This is a genomic window from Pseudoduganella sp. R-32, from assembly GCF_049913245.1.
Lineage (GTDB): Bacteria > Pseudomonadota > Gammaproteobacteria > Burkholderiales > Burkholderiaceae_D > Rugamonas.
Map to the genome: position 1 here is coordinate 1,164,582 of NZ_CP183987.1, position 20,892 is coordinate 1,185,473.

The window sequence follows — 20,892 nt, forward strand, 5'->3', positions numbered from 1 at the left end:
GTCACACCGCCCAGCAGGAGCAGCCCAGCGCGCCCCAGAACGACTTCAGGTCCGCAATCGGCAGGGAGCGGGTCCAGGCCGTCGCGTGCTGGTGGCCGTGCATGCCGCATTGGCTGGAGCAGCCGCAGGCCGCCGCCGCAGCCATGGCGGCAGTCCTGGCGTGGCCTGCTGCGCCACCCTGCGCGCCGCGCGCCACGGCGCCCGGCATGGCGCCCCAGGCGCCGTAGCCGCCGTACTGGCGCACCGGCGACCAGTCCGGCATGGCGGTCGGGGTCGGCGGATCGTACTGGCCGAACGGGCCGGCGCCGTACACCACCTTGCCGCCAACCACGGTGAGCAGGGACGTGGTGCCGGCAATCTCGTCCTCCGGGCAGCGCAGGAAGTCGCGGTCAGGCACCATCAGGTCGGCCAGCTGGCCGACGGCGATGCGCCCCTTCTTGCCTTCCTCGTTGGAGAACCAGGTCACGTTCTCGGTCCACATGCGCAGCGCCGCTTCGCGGTCCAGGAGGTTGCGCTGCGGGTAGAGCCGCATGCCGCCCACCGTGCGCCCGGTGGTCAGCCAGGACAGCGAGACCCACGGGTTGTACGAGGCCACGCGCGTGGCGTCCGTGCCGGCCGACACCTTGACGCCGGATTCCAGCAGGTATTTCACCGGCGGCGTCGCTTCCGCCGCTGCCGCACCGTAGCGCTCGACGAAATACTCGCCCTGGTAGGCCATGCGGTGCTGCACCGCCACCCCGCCGCCCAGCGCCGCGATGCGGTCGATCGATTGCGGCGAAATGGTTTCCGCGTGATCGAAGAACCAGTGCAGGCCGTCGAGCGGCATGTCGCGGTTCACTTTTTCGAACACGTCCAGCGCGCGCGAAATGGTTTCGTCATAGGTCGCATGCATGCGCCACGGCCAGCGGTTCTGCACCAGGATGCGGATCACGCCTTCCAGGTCGTCTTCCATATTGGCCGGCATGTCCGGCCGCGGCTGGCGGAAGTCTTCGAAGTCGGCGGCCGAGAAGGTCAGCATCTCGCCCGCGCCATTGTGGCGGAAGTAATCGTCGCCCTGCTGGTACTTGCTGCTGGCTGCCCAGTGCAGGAAATCGTCCTTCTCCTGTTTCGGTTTTTGCGTGAACAGGTTGTAGGCCAGGCGGATGGTCAGTTCGCCCGCATCGGCCAGTTGCTGGATCACCTGGTAGTCCTCGGGGTAGTTCTGGTTGCCGCCGCCCGCGTCCAGCGCGCCGGTCACGCCGAGGCGATTCAGCTCGCGCATGAAGTGGCGGGTCGAGTTGAGCTGGTATTCCGGCGGCAATTTGGGGCCCTTGGCCAGCGTGGCGTACAGGATGGAGGCGTTCGGCTTGGCCAGCAGCAGCCCGGTGGGGTTGCCGGCGCTGTCGCGCAGAATCTGGCCGCCCGGCGGCTCCGGCGTGTTGCGGTCGTAGCCTACAGCGCGCAGCGCGGCGCCGTTCAGCAGGGCGCGGTCGTACAGGTGCAGGATGAATACCGGCGTGTCAGGCGCCACGGCATTCAGTTCCTCGATGGTCGGCAGGCGCTTTTCCACGAACTGGTGTTCGGTGAAGCCGCCCACCACGCGCACCCATTGCGGCGCCGGGGTGATGGCCACCTGGGCGCGCAGCATGGCCATGGCGTCGGCCAGCGAGCGCACGCCGTCCCAGCGCAACTCCATATTGAAGTTCAGGCCGCCGCGGATCAGGTGCAGGTGGTTGTCGATCAGGCCGGGCAGCACGCGCCGGCCCTGCAGGTCGATCACGCGCGTTTGCGCTCCGGCCAGCGGCAGGATCTCGCGCGCCTCGCCCACACGGGAAAAACGGCCGCCGGTGACGGCAACCGCATCGGCCTCGGGCTGGCCCTTGTCCAGCGTCGTGAAGCGGCCGTTGTGGAGTATCAGCTCCGGAGCAGTCATTGCTTCTCCTCGTTCTTTGCAGCGCAAGGCAGTTCGCCGAAACAGTGCGGCTTAACGTGTTCTTGCAGCCATGATAACTGCTGTTCCTTCGGCGCCAGCCACTGGCGGACCAGCGGCGGCACCTGTTCTCCCAGCAGTATGCCGAGCAGCCCCACCAGCGCCACCACGGGCGGCGCCGGCGAGCGCACGTTCAGCACGCCGTACAGGATGCCGGCCAGCAGGCCGGCACCCAGCGAGAGAAGATAAATCTTCACTGGCCTTCCTTGGCGTGGAACATGGTCTGGGCGTAGATGATGCCCAGGCCGTAGGCGCCGCCGAATTTCTTGGCGATGCCGGTGGTCAGTTCATAGGTGTCGGTGCGGGCCCAGTCGCGCTGCAGTTCCAGCAGGTATTGCAGCGAGGTCATTGGGCGGGCGCCGGCCTGCACCATGCGGTCCATGGCGCGCTCGTGCGCTTCGGTGGACACGTCGCCGCAGGCGTCGGCGATCACGTACACCTCGAAGCCCTGGTCCAGCGCGGACAGTGCCGGGCCGACGATGCAGACGCCGGTCCACAGGCCGGCCAGCACGATGCGCTTCTTGCCGATGGCGTTGACGCGGCGGATCACGTTCTCGTCTTCCCAGGTGTTCATGGAAGTGCGGTCGGTGATTTCCGCGCCCGGGAAGGCGTCCTTGATCTCGTCGAAGACCGGGCCGGAGAAGCTCTTCTCGGCCACGGTGGTGACGATGGTCGACACGTCGAATCCGGCGGCGGCGTGCGCCACCAGGGCGGCGTTGTTGCGCAGCTGGACGGCGTCGATCGAGTGGGTGGCGAACGCCATCTGCGACTGGTGGTCGATCATGATCAGGGTGTGGTCGCGCGGCGTCAGCAGCAGGGAACCCGGGGTGGCTTTGGCGTTAATGGTCATGTTGTTTCCTTTTAAGTGAGTTACCAGAGTGGGCGCAACTTGTCGAGCGCGGCGGACACGCCGGCGCCGTAGGCTTCATCGGCCTTGTTGCAGTTTTCAATGTGGCGCTGCTGGATGTGCAGCGGCACGCCGGCCAGCGAGCGGGCCGTGTTGTCGAACAGGGCTTGGCGCTGCTGCTCGTCCATCAGGCGGAACAGGGCGCGCGGCTGGCTGTAGTAGTCATCGTCGGCGCGGTGGTTGTAATGCGCGGCGGCGCCGTCCAGGGACAGGGGCGGCTCGGCGTAGGCGGCTTGTTGCTGCCATTCCCCCTTCGAGTTCGGCTCGTAGCCGATGGTGGCGCCCTGGTTGCCGTCGACGCGCATGGCGCCGTCGCGGTGATAGCTGTGGAAGGGGCAGCGCGGCGTGTTGACCGGGATCGCGTGGTGGTTCACGCCCAGGCGGTAGCGCTGGGCGTCGCCATAGGCGAACAGGCGCGATTGCAGCATGCGGTCGGGCGAAAAGCCGATGCCCGGCACCACGTTGGCCGGCGTGAAGGCGGCCTGTTCGACGTCGGCGTGATAGTTGCCCGGGTTGCGGTTCAACTCCAGCACGCCCACTTCATGCAGCGGATAGTCCTTGTGCGGCCAGACCTTGGTCAGGTCGAAGGGATTGAAGGCTGCCTGCGCGGCCTGCTGCTCCGTCATCAGCTGCACTTTCAGCGTCCAGCGCGGGTACTCGCCGCGCTCGATCGCTTCGAACAGGTCGCGCTGGGACGATTCGCGGTCCTTTGCAATCAATTCCGCAGCCTCGGCATCGCTCAGGTTGACGATGCCTTGCTGGCTGGTGAAGTGGAACTTGACCCAGTGCCGTTCACCGCCGGCGTTGATGAAACTGAAGGTGTGGCTGCCGAAGCCGTGCATGTGGCGGTACGAGGCGGGGATGCCGCGCTCGCTCATCACGATGGTCACCTGGTGCAGCGCTTCCGGCAGCAGGGTCCAGAAGTCCCAGTTGTTCTCGGCGCTGCGCAGGTTGCTGCGCGGGTCGCGCTTGACGGCGTGGTTCAGGTCCGGGAACTTCAGCGGGTCGCGCATGAAGAACACCGGGGTGTTGTTGCCCACCACGTCCCAATTGCCCTGCTCGGTGTAGAACTTGACGGCGAAGCCGCGGATATCGCGTTCCGCGTCGGCCGCGCCCCGCTCGCCGGCCACGGTGGAAAAGCGCGCGAACACCTCGGTCTTCCTGCCCACGGCGCCGAACAGCGCGGCTTTGGTGTAGCGCGTGATGTCGTGCGTCACGGTGAAGCAGCCGAAGGCGCCCGAGCCCTTGGCGTGCATGCGCCGCTCAGGGATCACTTCGCGGTGGAAGTGCGCCAGCTTTTCCAGGTGCCACACGTCCTGCAGCAGCATGGGGCCGCGCGGGCCCGCGGTTTCCACGTTCTGGTTGTCCGCAACCGGCGCGCCGGCCGCGGTAGTGAGCTTGCGTTCCATTGCTTAGCCCTTGATGAAAGCCAGCAGGTCGGCGTTCAGCTTGTCCTTGTGGGTGTCGGTCAGGCCATGCGGCGCGCCAGGGTAGACCACCAGCTTGGCATTCTTCAGCAGCTTGGCGGCGGACTTGGCGGCAGCGTCGATCGGCACGATCTGGTCGTCGTCGCCGTGCAGCACCAGCATCGGGATGTCGATCTTTTTCAGGTCGGCGGTAAAGTCGGTTTCGGAGAAGGCCTTGATGCAGTCGTAGGTGTTCTTGTGGCCGGCCATCATGCCTTGCATCCACCAGGCGTTAATCATGCCTTGCGATGGCTTGGCGCCCGGGCGGTTGAAGTTGAAGAACGGGCCGGAAGCGATGTCCAGGTAGAGCTGCGAGCGGTCTTTCAGCGAGCCGGCGCGGATGCCGTCGAACACTTCGATCGGCAGGCCGCCCGGATTGGTGGCGGTCTTCAGCATCAGCGGCGGCACGGCGGAAATCAGGCCGGCTTTGGCGATGCGCTTGCTGCCATGGCGGCTCAGGTAGCGCGCCACTTCGCCGCCGCCGGTCGAGAAGCCGAACAGCGCTGCGTTCTTCACGTCCAGCAGGTCCAGCAGCTGTGCCAGGTCGTCGGCGTAGTGGTCCATGTCGTTGCCGTCCCAGGGCTGGCTGGAACGGCCATGGCCGCGGCGGTCGTGCGCGATGGTGCGGTAGCCACGGTCGGCCAGGAACAGCATCTGCGATTCCCAGCTGTCCGAATTCAGCGGCCAGCCATGGCTGAACACGACTACCGGGCCGTTGCGCGGGCCCCAGTCCTTGTAATAGATTTCCACGCCGTCGCGGGTGGTGAAGGTGCCGGAAGTGCGGCCGGCGGCGGCGGAGGCCCTGGCGCCGGCCGGTGCGGCGGCGGCGCTGGAAGCGGAGAGCGAGGCGCCGGCGGCGGCGACGGCGGTGGCAGCGCCCAGCAGGACGTTGCGGCGGCGGTTGCTGATAGGGGATGGCATGGTCGGTTCTTCTTTCTTCAAGTGGTTAAACAGCAATTGAAAGAATAGCCAGCCGATGCCGCAGCCGAATCGCCCATCCGGGGGCGCGCCGCCTACCTCTTTTGGGGGAGGGCCGGCAGCGCCGGCTTGTCGGGCAGCCAGCGCCACAGGCGGCGCAGCAGGCTGTCGCTGCGCCGTTCGGCATAGGCCAGCTGCGCCGGCATCTGCAGGCGCACCGCGGTGCCGCCCTGCGCCGGCGAGACGATGGTGCAGGTGGCGCCCAGCGCTGCGGCGCGTTCCTGCATGCCGACCAGGCCGAAGTGTCCTGGCAGGGCCGGATTGCTGCCGATGCCGCCGCCGTTGTCGCTGACTTCGAGCTGGAACAGGGTGGCGCCGTAGTCGATCAGCAGGTCGACCCGCGTTGCCTGGGAATGGCGCGCGGCATTGAACAGCGCCTCGCGCGCGATGACCAGCACCTCGCAGTGCACATGGTCGAGCAGCGGGCGCGCCGCCTGCGTCACCGACAAGTGGAAGCGCTCGTTCAGCAGCACCGTGCCGTACTGGCGCAGCACCTGGGCCAGGTTCTCCGCCTCGCCGTCGCCGCGCAAGTCCATGATGTAGTTGCGGCCCTCGGCCATCAGCTGGTCGGCCAGCTCCAGCGTCTGCTCGATCCTGGCCTTTTCCTCGCTGTCGCGGGGCAGCAAGGCAGCCTGGCGGTCGAAGAACATGATCAGCCCCTGCACGCTTTGCAGCAGCGTGTCGTGCAAGCCGCGCGCGATGCGGGCGCGCTCGGCCAGGCGCTCCTGCTGCAGGTCGCGCATGCGTTCCGTCAGCTGGCGCACGCGCAAGGCATACAGCGCCAGCAGCGCCAGTGCCGCTGCCGCCAGCAGCAGGGCGTCGAACCAGCCGGTCTGGGTGAACGACGGCAGGATCTCCAGCTGCATGCTGGCGCCGTCTTCATTCCACACGCCGTGCTCGTTGGCCGCCGTCACGCGGAAGCGATAGCGGCCCGGCTGCAAATTGGTGTAGAAGGCCTCGCGCCGGCCTTGTACCTCCTGCCATTCCTGGTCCACGCCCTCCAGGCGGTAGCGGAAGCGCACCCGTTCCGGCATCGACAGGCTGAGCGCCGTGAAAGCGATGGCCAGGTCCTTGCTGCCCTTGGGCAGCTGTAATGCAGGCAGCGGCAGGTAGGATGCGCCACCCGAACGCAGGGCGCGGATCTGCACCGCCGGCGCCAGCGTGTTGCGCGCGATGTTGGCGGGATCGATGCTGGCAATATTGTTGGCGGTCGAAAACCACAGCTTGCCGTCGCTGCCCTGCACCAGCGAGGGCAGGGGGCGGAACTGCTCCGCGCTGCCCAGCAGGCCGTCCTGGGCATCGAAGCGCTCGAACTGCGGCAGGTAGGCCGGGTCGGTCAGCAAGCGCGTGAGCTGCGCGGCCGACAGGCGCGAGATGCCGTCGATGCCGTGCAGCCACAGCTCGCCATGCGCCGTGCGCGCGATGCCGGAAATGCCGCGCAAGCCGGCTTCCACCGCATGGTAGCCGGCGCTGTCGAACCAGCCCAGGCCGAACTCGCCGCCGGCCCACATGCGCGGGCCGTCAGCCTGCAGCGCCAGCACGTTGCCGATGCCCACGCCCTGCTCGGGGCCGAAGATGCGCGCCCGGCCATCCTCGATGACGGCGATGCGGCTGCCCAGGTAGCCGACCCAGATGCGCCCTTGCTCGTCGCTGGCCACGGCGGGCGCCAGGCCCTGCGGCAGGCCGGCCACGCCGCCATCCTTGCGCCAGTTGTTGCCTTCGGCCATGAACAGCCCCTTGCGCGAAAGCGACAGCCACATGCGGCCCGCGCGGTCCAGCGTCATGGCCTGCACGTCGTGCTGCGCGTGTTGCGGCGGGTGCGGATAGCGGGTCAGCAGGCCGGAGGGCGCGCGGCGCCAGCGCTCGCTGTCGGTGCCGAACCAGAGCGCGCCGTCCGGGGCGCGGTAGGCGGCGGTCATGCTGCCGGCTTCGCGCCGCAGGCGCAGGCCTTCGCTGCTGTAGCTGTAGACCGCGCCCGCCATATTGCTGACCAGGATGCGGCCCTCGCTGTCGGCCAGCATGCCCGGATGGTCCAGTTCCTCGGGCGTGGCCAGCAGGCGCAGGCGGTTGCGGCGCAGCCGGTCCAGGCCGGCCGAGGTGCCGATCCAGATATTGCCTTCGCGGTCTTCGAACCAGGTCTGCGGCAGGCCGCCGCTGATGCCGCTCTCGCGCGTCAGCTGCTGCGCCGCATCGCCTTCGGCAGCGCCGTCGCCGGCCAGGCGCTCCAGCGCGTGGGCCTTGAGCAGCCACATGGTCCCGTGGCGGTCGAAGTGGATGCCGTTGGCCGCCACTTCCGCCTGCGGCGCGGCGCCGCTGGCCGGGGCCCGGTCCTGCAGGCGGTAGCCGCGGTCGTTGCCGTCCGTGGCCCACATGGTGCCGTCCGGCCCTTCGGCCAGCGACATCAGGTCGAGGTAGGGCCAGGCGCGCCGGAACTGCAACTGGCCCGGCTCGCGCCAGTAGACGCCGCCCCGCACCGACACCCACTGCCGCCCGTTGCGGCTGAACAGGATCTGGCGCGCGCCGCCGTCCGGCAGCCCGCTTTCGGGCCCGACCCGTTGGAAGCGGCCGGCGCCGGGCCTGAGCTGCGCCAGGCCGCCGCCGGCCGCGACCCAGATGGCGCCGTCCGGGCCCTCCGTCAGGCTCAGCACCGCCGATGCGGGCAAGCCTTCGGCCGGCGTGAATTCGCGCACCTTGCCGTCCACGAAGGCGGTGACGCCGCCGAAGCGGTGCCCGATCCACAAGCCGCCGTCGCGGGTGGCCAGCAAGCCCATGGTGCTGGTCGACTGCAGCCGGTGCCCGGCCAGGCTTTCGATGCGCTCGAAATGGGCGCCGTCGAAGCGGTGCAGACCGCCGGGCGAGGCGATCCACAGCCAGCCGTCGCGCGTCTGGGCGAATTTGACAACGTCGCTGGGCGCGCCCTGCAGGCGGGTCCAGGCGGTATGGGTGTAGTCGGCCAGCAGGCGCGCCGGCGCGGCCTGCGTGGCGCAGCTTGCTGCCAGAGCGAGGGCAGCGATCAGGGAGCGGAGAAACATTCCGCTAGTGTAGGTGATTCGCGCCCGCCCTATAAACGCGAAAGGTCGGGCCCGCCGCTGGGGCCCAGCCAGGTGGCGGCGAATCGCTTGTGCGCAGCGGCGGCGGCGGCCTTGTCGCCGCGTTTCTCGTACACCGCGGCCAGGCCGCGCAGGGCCCAGCCATTGCTCGGCGTTTTGGCGAACGAGGCGCGGAACGCCGCTTCCGCTTCTTCCAGCTTGCCGGCCTTGAGCAGCGCCGCCCCCAGCGACTGGCGCACCGGGTAGTACCAGTACGGCGGCTCGGTATAGGGCAGCGCATCCTGCGCCGCCACCGCCTGCGTGAACAGGGCGATCGCGCCGGGCAGCTCGCCCTTCGCCTCGGCCAGCTTGCCCGCTGCCACCAGGCGCGCGGTGCGCACGATATCGGCGCCGGGCACGCCCCAGTCCTGCAGCGGCTTGAAGTCGGCCTGTTGCTCGATGGCGGCAATGCGGTCAACCTCGCGCTGGCTGTCGTCCCACATCGCCGTGCGCGCAAAGCCGACGGCGCGCGCGTAATGCCACATCGCGCGCAGCAGCACGAATTCCTCGGCCGGAGCCGGCAGCGCCAGCAGCGTGCCGGGGCTGCTGAACTGCACGTGGGCGAAGTAGGGCGCGGCGCGCACCGGCTGCAGCGGCGGAATCGCGCGCAGCTGTTCCGGGCTGATCGACTGCTCCAGGCGTTGCGTCGCCTGCAGTGCGGCCTTGCCGTCGCCGCCCATCAGCGCCGAGACCATCGCGAAGTGGATGTTGTGCGGATAGTAGGCGCCCTTGTACACCGGGTCGCTGGCGGCGCCGCGGAAGTAGGTTTCGTCAATGGCAATGGCATCGAGATTCGCCTGCAGCGCGTCCTTGTACAGGCCGACGCGGTAGTAGATGTGCGACGGCATGTGCACGATATGGCCGGCGCCGGGCATCTGCCTGGCCAGCTGGCGCGCATGGGGCAGGGCTTTTTCGGGATGGGTCGAGGCTTCCATCGCGTGGATGTAGTAATGGATGGCGCCGGGGTGGCTGGGATTGCGCTCCAGCACCCGCTCCAGCGCATCGACCAGCTCCTGCGTGCGGCCTTTCGGGCTGGCGCCGCCCGCTTCCCAGTAATCCCAGGGCGACAAGTCCATCAGCGCTTCGGCGAACAGCACCTGCACCGTGTCCTCGTTGGGGAAGCTGCGCGCAGCGTCGGCCATGGCGGCGGCATAGGCCTGGTCCAGCGCTGCGCGGTCGGCTGGCGGCTGCGCGGCGTAGCGCCGGTTGACGGCGCGCACCAGCGCCTGTTCCACCGGGCTGGCGCTATTGGCTGCCGCCGCTGCGCGCTCGGCTGCCGCAAACGCCGGCCCCGCCATGTCGGGAAACATCGGCGCATTGATGTTCGGCCCCAGCACCAGCGCCTCGCCCCAGTGGCACATGGCGCACTGCGGGTCGGCCTGCTGCGCGGCGTGGAAGGCGCGGGCCGCTTCCGCGTGGTTGAAGGCGAACAGCAGGCGCAGGCCCTGGTCGAAGTAAGCCTGCGCGCGCGGGCTGCGCGTGGTGATCGAGAAATGCAGCTTGCCCAGGTCCTTGTACAGCGGCGGCGGACCGCCTGCCTGCGCCTGGCGCGCCTGCTGCGCCGGCTTGAAGGGCGCCGTTTCGGCCGGCGCCGCCAGCGCCAGCAACAGCGGCCGGCCGCCGGCCGGATTGGCGCATAGCGCGCCATCCAGCAGCGGATCGAAGGCCGGCTCGCGTACTGCCTGCGAGCCGGCAGGGAGGGCGCCGGCCGCCAGGCACAGCATGAAGGGCAGGGCACGGGCGGCCGGCATGTCAGCTCTCCTTGTCAGTGGTGCAAGGGCTTGCCGGCAGCCTGGCCGGTGGTGGCCGGGTGCAGGGCATGCTCCAGCTTGCTGGTGTCGTAGTAGGCGCGCAATGAAGCGACTTTATTGTCGCGCATCTTGAAGACGTGGACGAACGGATTCTCGTAGGCGATACCCGTGCTGCGGGCAATCCAGCTCGAGTCGCCGGTCACCACCACGGTATCGCCTTCCTGCACCATGGTCTTCGGTTCGAGGTAAGTGCACTGCGTGGTCTCATTCAACTTCACGAAGAATTCGGCTATCTGCTGCTTGCCTTGATAGCTGCCACCTATGGGCAGGTAGTCGGAGTCGGGATTGATCATCTCCGCATCGTCGTTATAGCGTTCGAGCAGGCCTTTCAGGTCGCCTGCCGCGAATAGCTTGTAGCCTTCACTGATGAACTTTTTGGTGTCCATGACATCCCCCAAACACCGGCACCTGCAGCGGCATGCCGCAGGCTGCCGATCAGATAAGCCTAGTACGCAGGGGGCAGATGTCAAGCTCAGCGCGGGGCGCCGAATACCTGGGTCCAGTAGGCTGCCGGGCGCTTGCCCTGGCGGATGGCGACGCCGGCGCCGAACTCGGTGAAGCGCGGGTTCATCAGGTTCAAGCAATGGCCGGGACTGTTGATCCAGCCGGCCACGGCCTCCGTCGCACTGGACTGGCCGCGCGAAATGTTTTCGCCGATATGGCGCCAGCGGTAGCCTTGCGCTTCGGCGCGCTGTGACACCTCGTTGCCCTGCTTGTTCTTATGGGCGAAGTAGCCTTGCTGCGCCATGTCCTGGCTGTGGGCCAGGGCGGCCGCTGCCAGGTCCTTGTTCCAGGCCAGCGCCGGCGCAGCGTCCATCCAGGTGTCGCCGCATTGGCGCGCCTGGGCGCGCGCCGCATTAGTCGCCCTGAAGACCTCCCGCGCTGCATCGGCCATATCGGGCAGCAGCATCAGCGGGTTCGGCGCCGGCACCGCCAGCACGATGGTCCATTCATTGCCTGAGCGGTGGGCGCCGATCTCGCGATAGCGCGCGCTGCCCAGCGTGGCGCAATACGAGTCGCGCAGGGCCTCGAAGGCGCTGCGCGCGTCTGCGGGGCCCTCCACATTGACCGCGTCGGCGACTTCCGGGTCGTAGCCGGCGCTGTCCAGCGCCGCCAGCAGGATCATGCCGGGCCGCAGCGCGATGCGCGACAGTACCGGCTTTGGCGCCAGCACCGCTACGGCGGGGCGCTGCTTGCCCTGGCAGGCGGCCGGCGCGGCACGCCAGGCGTTGACCATCGCCACAAGTTGTTCGGCATCGCCGGCATGGGCAGGCGGCAGCAGCGTGGCGAGCGCGGTTGCGAGAATAGCAAGTCTCTTCATGCAGGCACTATACGCGCTCTGCTAAACTTGCGGGCAACAAAGGAGTGTGACAATGGTTTCATTGCAAGAACAATTGATGAAGGCTGGCCTGGTCGACAAGAAGAAGGTCAACAAGGTGCAGCAGGAAAAGTCCAAGCAGCACAAGGAAGAACTGCGCAGCGGCACCAAGGCCGTGGACCAGACGCGCGAGGCGGCCCTGGAGCAGCAGCGCAAGAATGCCGAGCGTGCGCGCGAGCTGAACGCGGCGCGCGACGCGGCTGCCACCCAGAAGGCTATCCTGGCCCAGGTGGTCCAGATGGTGCAGCAGCACCGCCAGCCGAAAGGCAACGGCGATGTCGCCTACAACTTCACCATCGGCAGCAAGATCGAGCGCATTTACGTATCGGATAAGGTGCAGCAGCACCTGGTCAACGGCCGCCTGGTGATCGTGGTGCTGGACGGCGTGGCCGAACTGGTGCCGAAAGTGGTGGGCGAGAAGATCGCCGAACGGGCACCGGAAGTGGTGGTGGCGGTCAAGAAGGCCGCCAGCGAGCAGCCGGCGGAAGACGATCCTTACGCCGACTACAAGATCCCGGACGACTTTACCTGGTAAGCAGCACCCCGGCTTCGGCGGACACGGTGAACGGCACCGTCGCGCCGCCATAGCCGGCCCAGTTGCGCAAATCGAAGCTGCCGCCGCCCGACATGCGCTGTCCCTGCAGGTTCAGGTAGGTCAAGGGCTGCTTTGGCTTGCACACTTGCGGCAGGCCGACCGATTGCAGGAAGGTGACCGAGCCCGTGCCCACGCGCGTGCCCTTGCCGTCTTCCACCAGCAGCGCCGTTTCCACGTCCACCCCGATGCCGCGCGCCATGCCGGCCCAGCCATCATTGACGATGCGGGCGATGAAGGCCACCAGGCGACCCATGCGGTCGCGCGTGTCGAAGTGGGCGTCGGTAATCACGCTGCCCAGGTCGGGCAGCAGCAGGAAGTCGCGCTCAAGCGTCATGCGTTTGTCGTAGGGATTGGCCAGTGCTTCAGCCGAGGTGATGCTGCCGTTCAGTGCCGCAAAGCCGAAGCGCCCCATCAGGGCCAGGCCGGCGCTGGTGCCGCCGATCGGGATCTTGCGCCCGGCCAGTTCCTGGATCGCAGCCTGCACTGGCGTGCCCTGCCAGAAGTTGATGTAGTCCGACTGGTCGCCGCCGGCGATGAACAGTTCTTCCGCATTGCGGATGCGTTCGGCCACGAAGGGATCGTTGGCGGCATCGCGGCTCGGGATCACCAGCGTTTCCACCGATTGTGCCCCGCCCATGGCGAAGATATAGGGGTTGTAGGCGTCGGTGCCGCGGCTGCGGATCACCACGAAGTTGCCGCCGCCGCCTTTCTGGATCATCCAGGCAAAGACGGCATCGACGTCCGGCCCGCCACCCATCAGCACCAGGCTGGGTTTTTTAGGCTGCGGCAGGACGACGTTGGTGGGATCGCCCACCGCGTAATACTGGTAAGGCTTGCCGGCGTGGGCGGGTGCTGCCAGCGCGGCGGCCAGCAGCAGGAAGACAGCAGACAGGCGGTGGAGGCGTGGCATAGCGATGCTCCCGGGCTGGTGGAAACCTGCCCAGCCATTGTACGCCCGTCACTTGCAGGAATTTAGCTGCGGGCTGGAATATTCAGGCCGCGCGCCACAGCCGGGCGGTCGAGGAAGGCGGCCAGCACGCGGCGCACGTTGGCGAATTTCTCGAAGCCCACCAGGTCGCCGGCGCCGTAGTATTCCACCAGGTTGCGCACCCACGGGAAGATCGCAATATCGGCGATGGTGAACTGCTCGCCCATGATCCACTTGCGGCCTTGCAGGCGCTGCTCCAGCACGCCGAGCAGGCGCGCCGATTCGTTGATGTAGCGGTCGCGCGGGCGCTTGTCTTCGTATTCCTTGCCGGCGAACTTGTGGAAGAAGCCCACCTGGCCGAACATCGGGCCGATGCCGCCCATCTGGAACATCACCCACTGGATGGTTTCGTAGCGCGCGGCCGCGTCCTGCGGCATCAGCTTGCCGGTTTTCTCGGCCAGGTAAAGCAGGATGGCGCCCGATTCGAACAGCGGCAGCGGCTGGCCGCCCGGACCGTCCGGGTCGATGATGGCCGGGATCTTGTTGTTCGGGTTAAGCGACAGGAACTCCGGCGACATCTGGTCGTTGCTGTCGAAGCTGACCAGGTGCGGCTCGTAAGCGAGGCCGGTTTCTTCCAGCATGATCGATACCTTGACGCCGTTCGGCGTGGACAGGGAATACAGCTGCAGGCGTTCAGGATGTTGGGCGGGCCATTTGGCGTTGATGGGAAAGTCGGTAATGCCAGTCATGCTCAATCTCTCGCGGTTGGACAATGAACCGCGATTATGGGGCAATCCGGTTTTTCATGCCCAAGCCGGGTTATTATTGCCAAGCAATTAACTTTGCGCATACCGATAACTAGGAGACAAGATGAGACAGCATGTTTTATCCCGTATTCTGACGTTGGTCCCGTTCGCGCTGCTGGCGGCCTGCGGCAGCAGCAGCGACGATCCCCCCGCGGCGCCCACTCCCCCACCGATTACCGGCACCACCTATGTCGCATCGATCCGCTATACCTCCTACGGCGTCCCGCACGTCAAGGCGGAGACTTTCAAGGGAGCCGGCTATGGCTACGGCTACGCCTTCGCCAAGGAGAACATCTGCCTGTACGCGGAAGAACTGGTGACCCTGCACGGCGAGCGCGCGAAATACTTTGGCGGCGCCAGCGGCTATCTGGGCCAGCTGGGCGACACCTTCGGCAATATCGATTCCGACTTCTTCTACAAGCTGCAGTTCACGCCGGCGCTGGCGGCCAAAATCAAGGCCGCCTCCAGCCAGGATGCGCAAGACCTCACCGCCGGTTTCGTGGCCGGCTACAACCGCTACCTGAAGGAGACTCCGCTGGCCAGCCTGCCGGCAGCCTGCAACAGCGCCGTCTGGGTGCAGCCGATGACGGAGGATGATGCCTACCTGCGCTTTGCCCAGGCCGCGATGGCCGGCAGTTCGCTGGCCTTCATCAAGCAGATCGGTTCCGCGCAGCCGCCGAAAACCGCCACGGCCGCGCTGCTCAAGCGCAGCAAGCCGCGCCTGCTGGCCGCCTCCGATTACGCCAATTCCTCGATTGCAAAAGGCTTGCAGGCCATCCAGGAGCACACCATCGGCTCCAACGGCTTCGGGCTGGGCAAGGACGTGACGCAGTCCGGCAAGGGCATGGTGTTCGGCAACCCGCACTTCCCGTGGTGGGGCGCGTTGCGCCTGAACCAGCTGCACCTGACCGTCACCGGCAAAGGCTACGACGTGTACGGCGCCACGCTGCTTGGCGTGCCGCTGCCGCTGATCGGCTTTAACGACAAGGTGGCGTGGACCCACACCTTCTCCACCGACAACCGCTTCACGCTGCGCTACCTGGCGCTCGACCCGAGCAGCCCGACCCGCTACATCAAGGACGGCAAGCCGGTGGCGATGACGGCGGTGCCGCTGACCATCAGCGTCAAGGGCGCCGACGGCGCGCTCACCTCGCTGTCGCGCACCCTGTACACCACCGAGTTCGGCCCGATGCTGATGGACAGCTCCTTCGCCTGGGGCACAACGTCGGCGTTTGCGATCCAGGACGCGAACCTGGCCAACCATAAGCTGATCGACCAGGTCATCCTGAACGGCAAGTCCACCAGCGTGGACAGCCTGCGCACGGCGGCGGCAACCCATGTCGCCATGCCGTGGGTGAACACCATGGCCGCCGACAAGGCCGGCGATACCCTGTACGGCGACTTCTCGGTGGCGGCCAACGTGCAAGATGCCCAACTGGCCGGCTGCGTTCCCGGTGCGGCGCAAGGCGCGCCATTCCAGGACATCATGGCCACCACCGGCGTGGTGGTGATGGCGGGGACGACCTCGGCCTGCGACTGGTCGGGCGCGATCGGCGCCGCCCAGCGGCCCTGGGTCAAGCGCAGCGACTACATCCTGAACGCCAACGACAGTCACTGGTGGCCGTCCGCCAGCACCTTCCTCACCGGTTATCCGAAGATCATCGCCACCGGCCCGAATGTGGAAGGCGCGCCGCAGAACAACCGCACCCGTACCGGCCACGCCATCGTGCGTGACCGCCTGGCCAGTGCCGACGGACTGCCGGGCAACCGCTTCACCATGGCCAACCTGCAGCAGATTTACTTGCAGGCACGCTTCTTCAAGGCGCAGAAATGGCTGCCGGAATTCACCGCCGCCTGCCTGGCTTCCAGCACCGCCACGGCGGCGGCCAAGGATGCCTGCACTGTGCTGCAAGCATGGGACAAGACCCATGCGCCAGGCAGCGCCGGCGCCATCCCGTTCTTTGAGCTGTATGCAGCGCTGGGCGAACTGAATGCGGCTTCGTGGTGGAGCGTGCCGTACAACCCGGCCGACCCGCTGGAGACGCCGCGCGGCGCCGCAGGCATCGCCGCCGCCATGGCGAAGCTGGAGGCGCTGGTCGCCAGCAGCCAGTTCGATACCGCAGCCAAGCGCCGCACCCGCCCGGAAGAAGTGCAAACCCTTTCGCGCCCCGACGGCAGCCTGGCCGTGCCGGGCGGACGCTATACCTTCATGAACTGGCGCGGCGTGAAGAACCAGATCTATCCCGGCATCTGGATCTACACGGCCGATTCGAAAACCAACGCCGGCGCCTACGGCAACAGCTATATCCAGTTCGTCACCTGGGACGATAGCGGGCCGGTAGCGGAAGGCATCCTGACCTACAGCCAGTCCTCCAACCCGGACAGCCCGCATTTCAATGACGAGACCAAGCTGTACGTGAAAGGCCAGTGGATCAAGCTGCCCTATACCGAGGCCCAGATCACTTCCGACCCGGGCTACAAGCTGGTTGAGATCTCGGAGTGAATCTCTTTACCCTGATTGGCCAGGCGGCGCCCATGGATTAAAAACGGAGACGCCTGCCGCTTGGTAAGGAGCCGTATCGCGGAACGCCACAATGAAGTTGCGCGATGCGGCAATCGCAGCGATGTAGCCGACCGGCGTGGGAAATCCACGCCCGGCGGATTTTGCTGCCGCGGCCAGTTCCGCATAATGCCGGGCGGCTTCGATATCGAAGGGAAGGATGCGGCTCCTGAACAAACCACATTGGTGTCGAGGACGATCATTCGAGCGTCAATGGCTCGGCAGGTTTGCTGTCACGGGCTTGAGCTATGGTTTCGATGTCCTTGTCTGTAATGCCGATTTCGCGGCCGAGTGCAGACAAGGCTTCGCCCATGCGGATTCGCGTTTCCGGTTTTACTGCGCTGGCCAGAATTTCCCGCACTTCAGCCTCGGTGCTGCGCCCATTTCCGGCGGCACGCACCCGGAGCGCCCGGTGGACTTCATCGGGAAGGTTGCGAATTGTTAACATTGCCATCGAATCCCTCCGACAAATGCTGTGGATGCATTCATCCTAAACAGATGAATGCAAGCTAGCAAGCGCCGATTGCAATGAATTACGCGGCTCGGCGCGCGGCGCGGCAGGCTTCGAGCTGGGTGCGCAGCTCGGCGGCTTCGGCCAGGTAGTTGTCGCGCGCCGTGGTGGCGCCGACCAGCTCCATTTCCGCCGCCAGCTTGGCATCGGACAGCGTGGCCGCGATGGCGACGCTGCGTTCGAGCTGGCCGCGCAGGTCGGCGATCTGGGCATCCTTGCCTTCGATCGCCAGTTGGTCCTTGGCCTTGCCGACCAGGGCGTCCGCCGCGATATTGCGGGCGTTGCGCAATTCCCCATTCAGGCGCGTGATCTGGTCTTCGTTTTCTTCCAGCGTGGCGTGGGCGGCTGCCAATTGCGCACGCAGTTCTTCGATCTCGCTGCGCAGGGGGCTGCCCGCTTCCTGGGCGGCTTGTTGCACCCAGTTGCTCAGCGCCGCCTTGACCGATTCGGGGATTTCGAGTTGGGGGATGTCGTGCTCTGCCATGTCCGGCTCCGGTGAGGTGTCCACAATCCAGACACGATACCCCTCGATTTGCCGCAGGGCAATGGATGAAAGGAAACTGAAAGCTCCTGTTTGTTACCCTGAAATTTGCTTCTTGGTAACAAGCCAGGGCTAACAATAATAGGGAGACAATCATGGGCTGGTTCTACCACCTGAAGATCGGGAAGAAGCTACTATGCGCGTTCAGCCTGGTCATCGCCTTCACCTGCGTGATGGGGCTGTTCTCCATCGTCGAGCTGGTCAAGGTCAGCAAGTCCTCGACCGACATCGCCACCAACTGGCTGCCGGCAGTACGCTGCGTGGGGCAGGTGCAGACCTCGCTGGCCCGCTACCGCATTTCCGAGGCCAGCCACATCCTGGTGGATGAAGGCGAGGAAATGAGCACCATCGAAAAATCGATGGCCGGCCGCCTGGACACCATGCGCAAGCAACAGGAATTGCTGGCCGCGCTGGTGACCGATGCCGAAGAGTCACGCATTTACGCCGACCTGAAACAGGACATCGATGCCTACCTGGCGCAGAGCGCAAAATTGGCCGCGCTGTCGCGCGCCGGCAACAAGGAAGAGGCGCGCCTGCTGTTCCGTGGTGCTTCCAACAAGATTTACCGCAAGCTCAATGAGCAGTTCGAAGCGCTGTCGAAATATAACGACGAAGGCAGCAGCGGCGCCGAAAAAGCCGCAGCGGAACGCTTCGAGATGTCGCGCAAGCTGATCATCGGCATGCTGGCCGCGCTGCTGGTGGTGGGCGTGCTGCTGGCGCTGTGGGTGGCGCGCATCGTGGCGGCGCCTTTGAATGAGGCGGTAGCGGTGGCGCAGCGCGTAGCGGGCGGCGACCTGAGCGCCAGCATCAAGGTCGAATCGCGCGATGAGACAGGCGCGCTGATGCAATCGCTGCGCGAGATGAACGATAGCCTGGCGCACGTTGTGGGCCAGGTGCGCGGCGGCACCGATGCCATTGCCACCGCCTCGGCGCAGATCGCCAGCGGCAACCTGGACCTGTCGGCCCGCACCGAGAGCCAGGCCAGCTCGCTGGAAGAGACGGCATCGGCCATGGAGGAGCTGACCTCCACTGTGTGCCAGAACGCCGACAACGCGCGCGAAGCCAAGCAGCTCGCGCAGTCGGCATGGAACGTGGCCAGCGATGGCGGCAAGGTGGTGCAGCAGGTGATCCTGACGATGGAAAACATCAGCGCCGCCTCCGGCAAGATCGTCGACATCATCGCGGTCATCGACGGCATTGCGTTCCAGACCAACATCCTGGCTCTGAATGCGGCGGTGGAAGCGGCGCGTGCCGGCGAGCAGGGACGCGGTTTTGCCGTCGTCGCATCGGAAGTGCGCAACCTGGCCCAGCGTAGCGCCTCGGCGGCCAGGCAGATCAAGCAATTAATCGACGACTCCGCGCGCGAGGTGAATACCGGCACCCGGCTGGTGCAGCAGGCCGGCAGCACCATGGAACAGGTACTAGCCAGCGTGCGCCGCGTCAGCGACGTGGTGGCGGAGATCTCGGTCGCCAGCGCCGAGCAAAGCACCGGCATCGATGAAGTCAACCGCGCCATCGGCCAGATGGACGAAGTGACGCAGCAGAACGCCGCCCTGGTCGAACAGGCCGCTGCTGCAGCCGGAGCGCTGCAGGAGCAGGCCGACCAGCTGGCGGGCGTGGTCAGCCAGTTCCGCCTGGCCGGCATGCCGGGCCGGCAGCTGGCGCTGCGCTAGGCGCCTCCCTGCATAATGAAAACCACCTTCGGGTGGTTTTTTTTTGTTTTTCGGGAACGCAGGCGCAACGCGCGACATCCAATGTCTTGAAAACAGCCAGAAACGGGGAGCCCCATGAACGACCTAGCCGCATTCGAACAGCTGATGCGCCGCCATAACCGCGCCCTATACCGCACCGCGCGCAGCATCGTGAAGGACGATGCGGAAGCCGAGGACGTGCTGCAGGAAGCCTACCTGCTGGCTTTCCGCGCGATGGCCGACTTTCGCGGCGAAGCCAGCATGTCGACCTGGCTGACCCGCATCGTGATCAATGAAGCCATCGGCCGCACGCGCCGCCGCAGCGCCGAGATCATCCCGCTTGACGTGGAGGACACAATGGACGAACACCAGGAACGACCGGAGCAGGCCTTGCTGCGCAGCGAGGCGCGGCGCCTGATCGAGCGCAAGATCGATGGCCTGCCCGACAGCTTCCGCACGGTGTTCGTCCTGCGTGCGCTGGAGGAAATGACGGTGGAGGAAACCGCCGCCTGCCTCGCCATCCCGGAAGCCACCGTGCGCACGCGCTATTTCCGCGCCCGCGGCCTGCTGCGTGAAGCCTTGTCGCGCGAACTCGATGTCGCGCTGGAAGATGCGTTTTCCTTCGACGGCGCACGCTGCGACCGCATCGTTGCCAACGTTCTCGAACGGCTGAAAAACTGACCACCCACCACAAGGAGAAAACCATGTCCTTCCTGATTTCCCTCGACGACGCTGCACAGGGCACGCGCCGTTCCTTCCTCTCCAGATCGGGGCTGCTGCTGTCCGGCGCGGCCGTGGCGTTGCTGGCGGGCGAAGACGCCCTGGCCGCCAAAGGCGACAAATCGTCCGACGAAGACGTGCGCATCCTGAACACGGCGCTCGGCGCCGAACTGGAAGCGATTGCCGCCTACCAGCTGGGCGCGGAAAGCGGCCTGCTGCAAAAGTCGGTTCTCGACCTGGCGGTGACCTTCCAGGGCCACCACAAGGAGCATGCCGACATCCTCGCCAAAACGATCGCCAAGCTGGGAGGCAAGGCCGTTAGCGCCAAGGCGAAATATGCCTTCCCGACCGAGAACCTGACATCGCAGACGGACGTGCTGCGCTTTGCCGCGGCACTGGAGAAGGGCGCCGTCAGCGCCTACCTGGGCGCCGTGCCGCTGTTCGGCAACCGCGAGCTGGCCAAGGCGGCCGCCAGCATCCTCGGCGACGAGGCGATGCACTGGGCGGTGCTGCGCAACGCCCTCGGCGAAGCGCCGGTGCCGTCGGCCTTCATGTCATGAAAACCCCGCTTGCCGCACTGGCGCTGGCAGCGTGCAGCGCCACCACGCAGGCCGCGCCGGCTGCCAGCGTGGCCGCTGGCAAGGTGGTCTACGAGCGCTGCCTCGCTTGCCACGCGCTGGCCTACGACCGCACCGGGCCGCGCCATTGCGGCCTGTTCGGCCGCCGCGCCGGCAGCCTTGCAGGATTCCCGTATTCGCAGGCGATGCGGCGCTCGCGCATCGTCTGGAACGAGCAGACACTCAACCTGTTCCTGGCCGATCCGCTGAAGACCGTGCCCGGCACGAGCATGGGCTATGCAGGCGTCAAGGACGACGCCGAGCGCGCCGACCTGATCGCTTACCTGAAGCAGGCTTGCCGATAAACTTGTCCATGGCTTGTTTT

The 20,892-nt window shown here is 66.5% G+C and carries 19 protein-coding genes and 1 pseudogene; 6 read left to right on the forward strand and 14 right to left on the reverse strand.

Annotated elements, in window-relative coordinates:
• Nucleotide 1: 1 nt before the first annotated feature.
• From ACN9MU_RS05440 to ACN9MU_RS05480, 9 genes are all read right to left on the reverse strand, one after another.
• The gene (locus ACN9MU_RS05440; RefSeq protein WP_426168150.1) at nt 2–1,912 is read right to left on the reverse strand and encodes an amidohydrolase; all 1,911 of its coding nucleotides are present in this window, start codon (nt 1,910–1,912) and stop codon (nt 2–4) included.
• A complete protein-coding gene (locus ACN9MU_RS05445) occupies nt 1,909–2,166 on the reverse strand; it encodes a DUF1427 family protein (protein WP_426168153.1) in 258 nt (85 codons plus the stop codon). The genes ACN9MU_RS05440 and ACN9MU_RS05445 overlap by 4 nt, the downstream gene beginning before the upstream one ends.
• Entirely contained in the window at nt 2,163–2,819 is a 657-nt protein-coding gene (locus tag ACN9MU_RS05450) for a hydrolase (protein ID WP_426168155.1), read from the reverse strand. Before ACN9MU_RS05450 ends, ACN9MU_RS05445 begins: the two co-directional genes overlap by 4 nt.
• 20 nt (nt 2,820–2,839) lie before the next feature.
• Nucleotides 2,840–4,285 (reverse strand): catalase, encoded by a 1,446-nt coding sequence (locus ACN9MU_RS05455; RefSeq protein WP_426168157.1) that lies wholly within the window; start codon nt 4,283–4,285, stop codon nt 2,840–2,842.
• A gap of 3 nt (nt 4,286–4,288) precedes the next feature.
• Nucleotides 4,289–5,263, reverse strand: coding sequence for an alpha/beta fold hydrolase (locus ACN9MU_RS05460; protein ID WP_426320947.1), 975 nt, complete (start codon nt 5,261–5,263; stop codon nt 4,289–4,291).
• 92 nt (nt 5,264–5,355) lie between these two features.
• Nucleotides 5,356–8,352: a sensor histidine kinase gene (locus ACN9MU_RS05465; protein WP_426344279.1), complete on the reverse strand. Its 2,997-nt coding sequence runs from the start codon at nt 8,350–8,352 to the stop codon at nt 5,356–5,358.
• 29 nt (nt 8,353–8,381) lie between these two features.
• The gene (locus ACN9MU_RS05470) at nt 8,382–10,160 is read right to left on the reverse strand and encodes a tetratricopeptide repeat protein (protein ID WP_426344280.1); all 1,779 of its coding nucleotides are present in this window, start codon (nt 10,158–10,160) and stop codon (nt 8,382–8,384) included.
• A 14-nt stretch (nt 10,161–10,174) separates the two neighbouring features.
• On the reverse strand, nt 10,175–10,606 hold the full coding sequence (locus ACN9MU_RS05475; protein WP_426168168.1) for a nuclear transport factor 2 family protein: 432 nt from the start codon (nt 10,604–10,606) through the stop codon (nt 10,175–10,177).
• Nucleotides 10,607–10,692: 86 nt separating this feature from the next.
• Complete coding sequence (locus tag ACN9MU_RS05480; RefSeq protein ID WP_426168171.1) at nt 10,693–11,541, reverse strand: CAP domain-containing protein; 849 nt, start codon at nt 11,539–11,541, stop codon at nt 10,693–10,695.
• 52 nt (nt 11,542–11,593) lie between these two features.
• Here ACN9MU_RS05480 and ACN9MU_RS05485 point away from each other — a divergent pair, with 52 nt between their 5' ends.
• A complete protein-coding gene (locus tag ACN9MU_RS05485) occupies nt 11,594–12,133 on the forward strand; it encodes a DUF2058 domain-containing protein (protein WP_426168174.1) in 540 nt (179 codons plus the stop codon).
• On the opposite strand, the gene ACN9MU_RS05490 is transcribed toward ACN9MU_RS05485, so the two are convergent.
• Both ACN9MU_RS05490 and ACN9MU_RS05495 read right to left on the reverse strand, forming a co-directional pair.
• Nucleotides 12,123–13,103 carry a cyanophycinase gene (locus tag ACN9MU_RS05490; RefSeq protein ID WP_426320954.1) on the reverse strand — a complete coding sequence of 327 codons (981 nt, stop codon included), beginning with the start codon at nt 13,101–13,103 and terminating at the stop codon, nt 12,123–12,125. The two genes, ACN9MU_RS05485 and ACN9MU_RS05490, sit on opposite strands and share 11 nt — an antisense overlap.
• A gap of 62 nt (nt 13,104–13,165) precedes the next feature.
• The gene (locus ACN9MU_RS05495) at nt 13,166–13,870 is read right to left on the reverse strand and encodes a glutathione S-transferase N-terminal domain-containing protein (RefSeq protein WP_426336931.1); all 705 of its coding nucleotides are present in this window, start codon (nt 13,868–13,870) and stop codon (nt 13,166–13,168) included.
• Nucleotides 13,871–13,991: 121 nt separating this feature from the next.
• On the opposite strand from ACN9MU_RS05495, the gene ACN9MU_RS05500 reads away from it, so the two are divergent.
• Complete coding sequence (locus ACN9MU_RS05500) at nt 13,992–16,430, forward strand: penicillin acylase family protein (RefSeq protein ID WP_426344281.1); 2,439 nt, start codon at nt 13,992–13,994, stop codon at nt 16,428–16,430.
• Between the two features lie 6 nt (nt 16,431–16,436).
• Here the strand turns inward: ACN9MU_RS05500 and ACN9MU_RS05505 are convergent.
• The 3 genes and pseudogenes from ACN9MU_RS05505 to ACN9MU_RS05515 form a co-directional block, all read right to left on the reverse strand.
• A pseudogene (locus tag ACN9MU_RS05505) lies at nt 16,437–16,667 on the reverse strand (VapC toxin family PIN domain ribonuclease); the annotation flags it as partial.
• A gap of 19 nt (nt 16,668–16,686) precedes the next feature.
• Nucleotides 16,687–16,941, reverse strand: a complete 255-nt coding sequence (locus ACN9MU_RS05510; RefSeq protein ID WP_426336933.1) for a FitA-like ribbon-helix-helix domain-containing protein — start codon at nt 16,939–16,941, stop codon at nt 16,687–16,689.
• 79 nt (nt 16,942–17,020) lie between these two features.
• On the reverse strand, nt 17,021–17,482 hold the full coding sequence (locus ACN9MU_RS05515) for a hypothetical protein (RefSeq protein ID WP_426336934.1): 462 nt from the start codon (nt 17,480–17,482) through the stop codon (nt 17,021–17,023).
• 152 nt (nt 17,483–17,634) lie between these two features.
• On the opposite strand from ACN9MU_RS05515, the gene ACN9MU_RS05520 reads away from it, so the two are divergent.
• The 4 genes from ACN9MU_RS05520 (at nt 17,635) to ACN9MU_RS05535 (ending at nt 20,872) form a co-directional block, all read left to right on the forward strand.
• Nucleotides 17,635–19,212, forward strand: coding sequence for a methyl-accepting chemotaxis protein (locus ACN9MU_RS05520; protein WP_426336935.1), 1,578 nt, complete (start codon nt 17,635–17,637; stop codon nt 19,210–19,212).
• Between the two features lie 114 nt (nt 19,213–19,326).
• Nucleotides 19,327–19,911 (forward strand): RNA polymerase sigma factor, encoded by a 585-nt coding sequence (locus ACN9MU_RS05525; protein WP_426168194.1) that lies wholly within the window; start codon nt 19,327–19,329, stop codon nt 19,909–19,911.
• 23 nt (nt 19,912–19,934) lie between these two features.
• Nucleotides 19,935–20,510, forward strand: coding sequence for a ferritin-like domain-containing protein (locus ACN9MU_RS05530; RefSeq protein ID WP_426168197.1), 576 nt, complete (start codon nt 19,935–19,937; stop codon nt 20,508–20,510).
• Complete coding sequence (locus ACN9MU_RS05535) at nt 20,507–20,872, forward strand: c-type cytochrome (protein ID WP_426168201.1); 366 nt, start codon at nt 20,507–20,509, stop codon at nt 20,870–20,872. Before ACN9MU_RS05530 ends, ACN9MU_RS05535 begins: the two co-directional genes overlap by 4 nt.
• Nucleotides 20,873–20,892 lie beyond the last annotated feature (20 nt).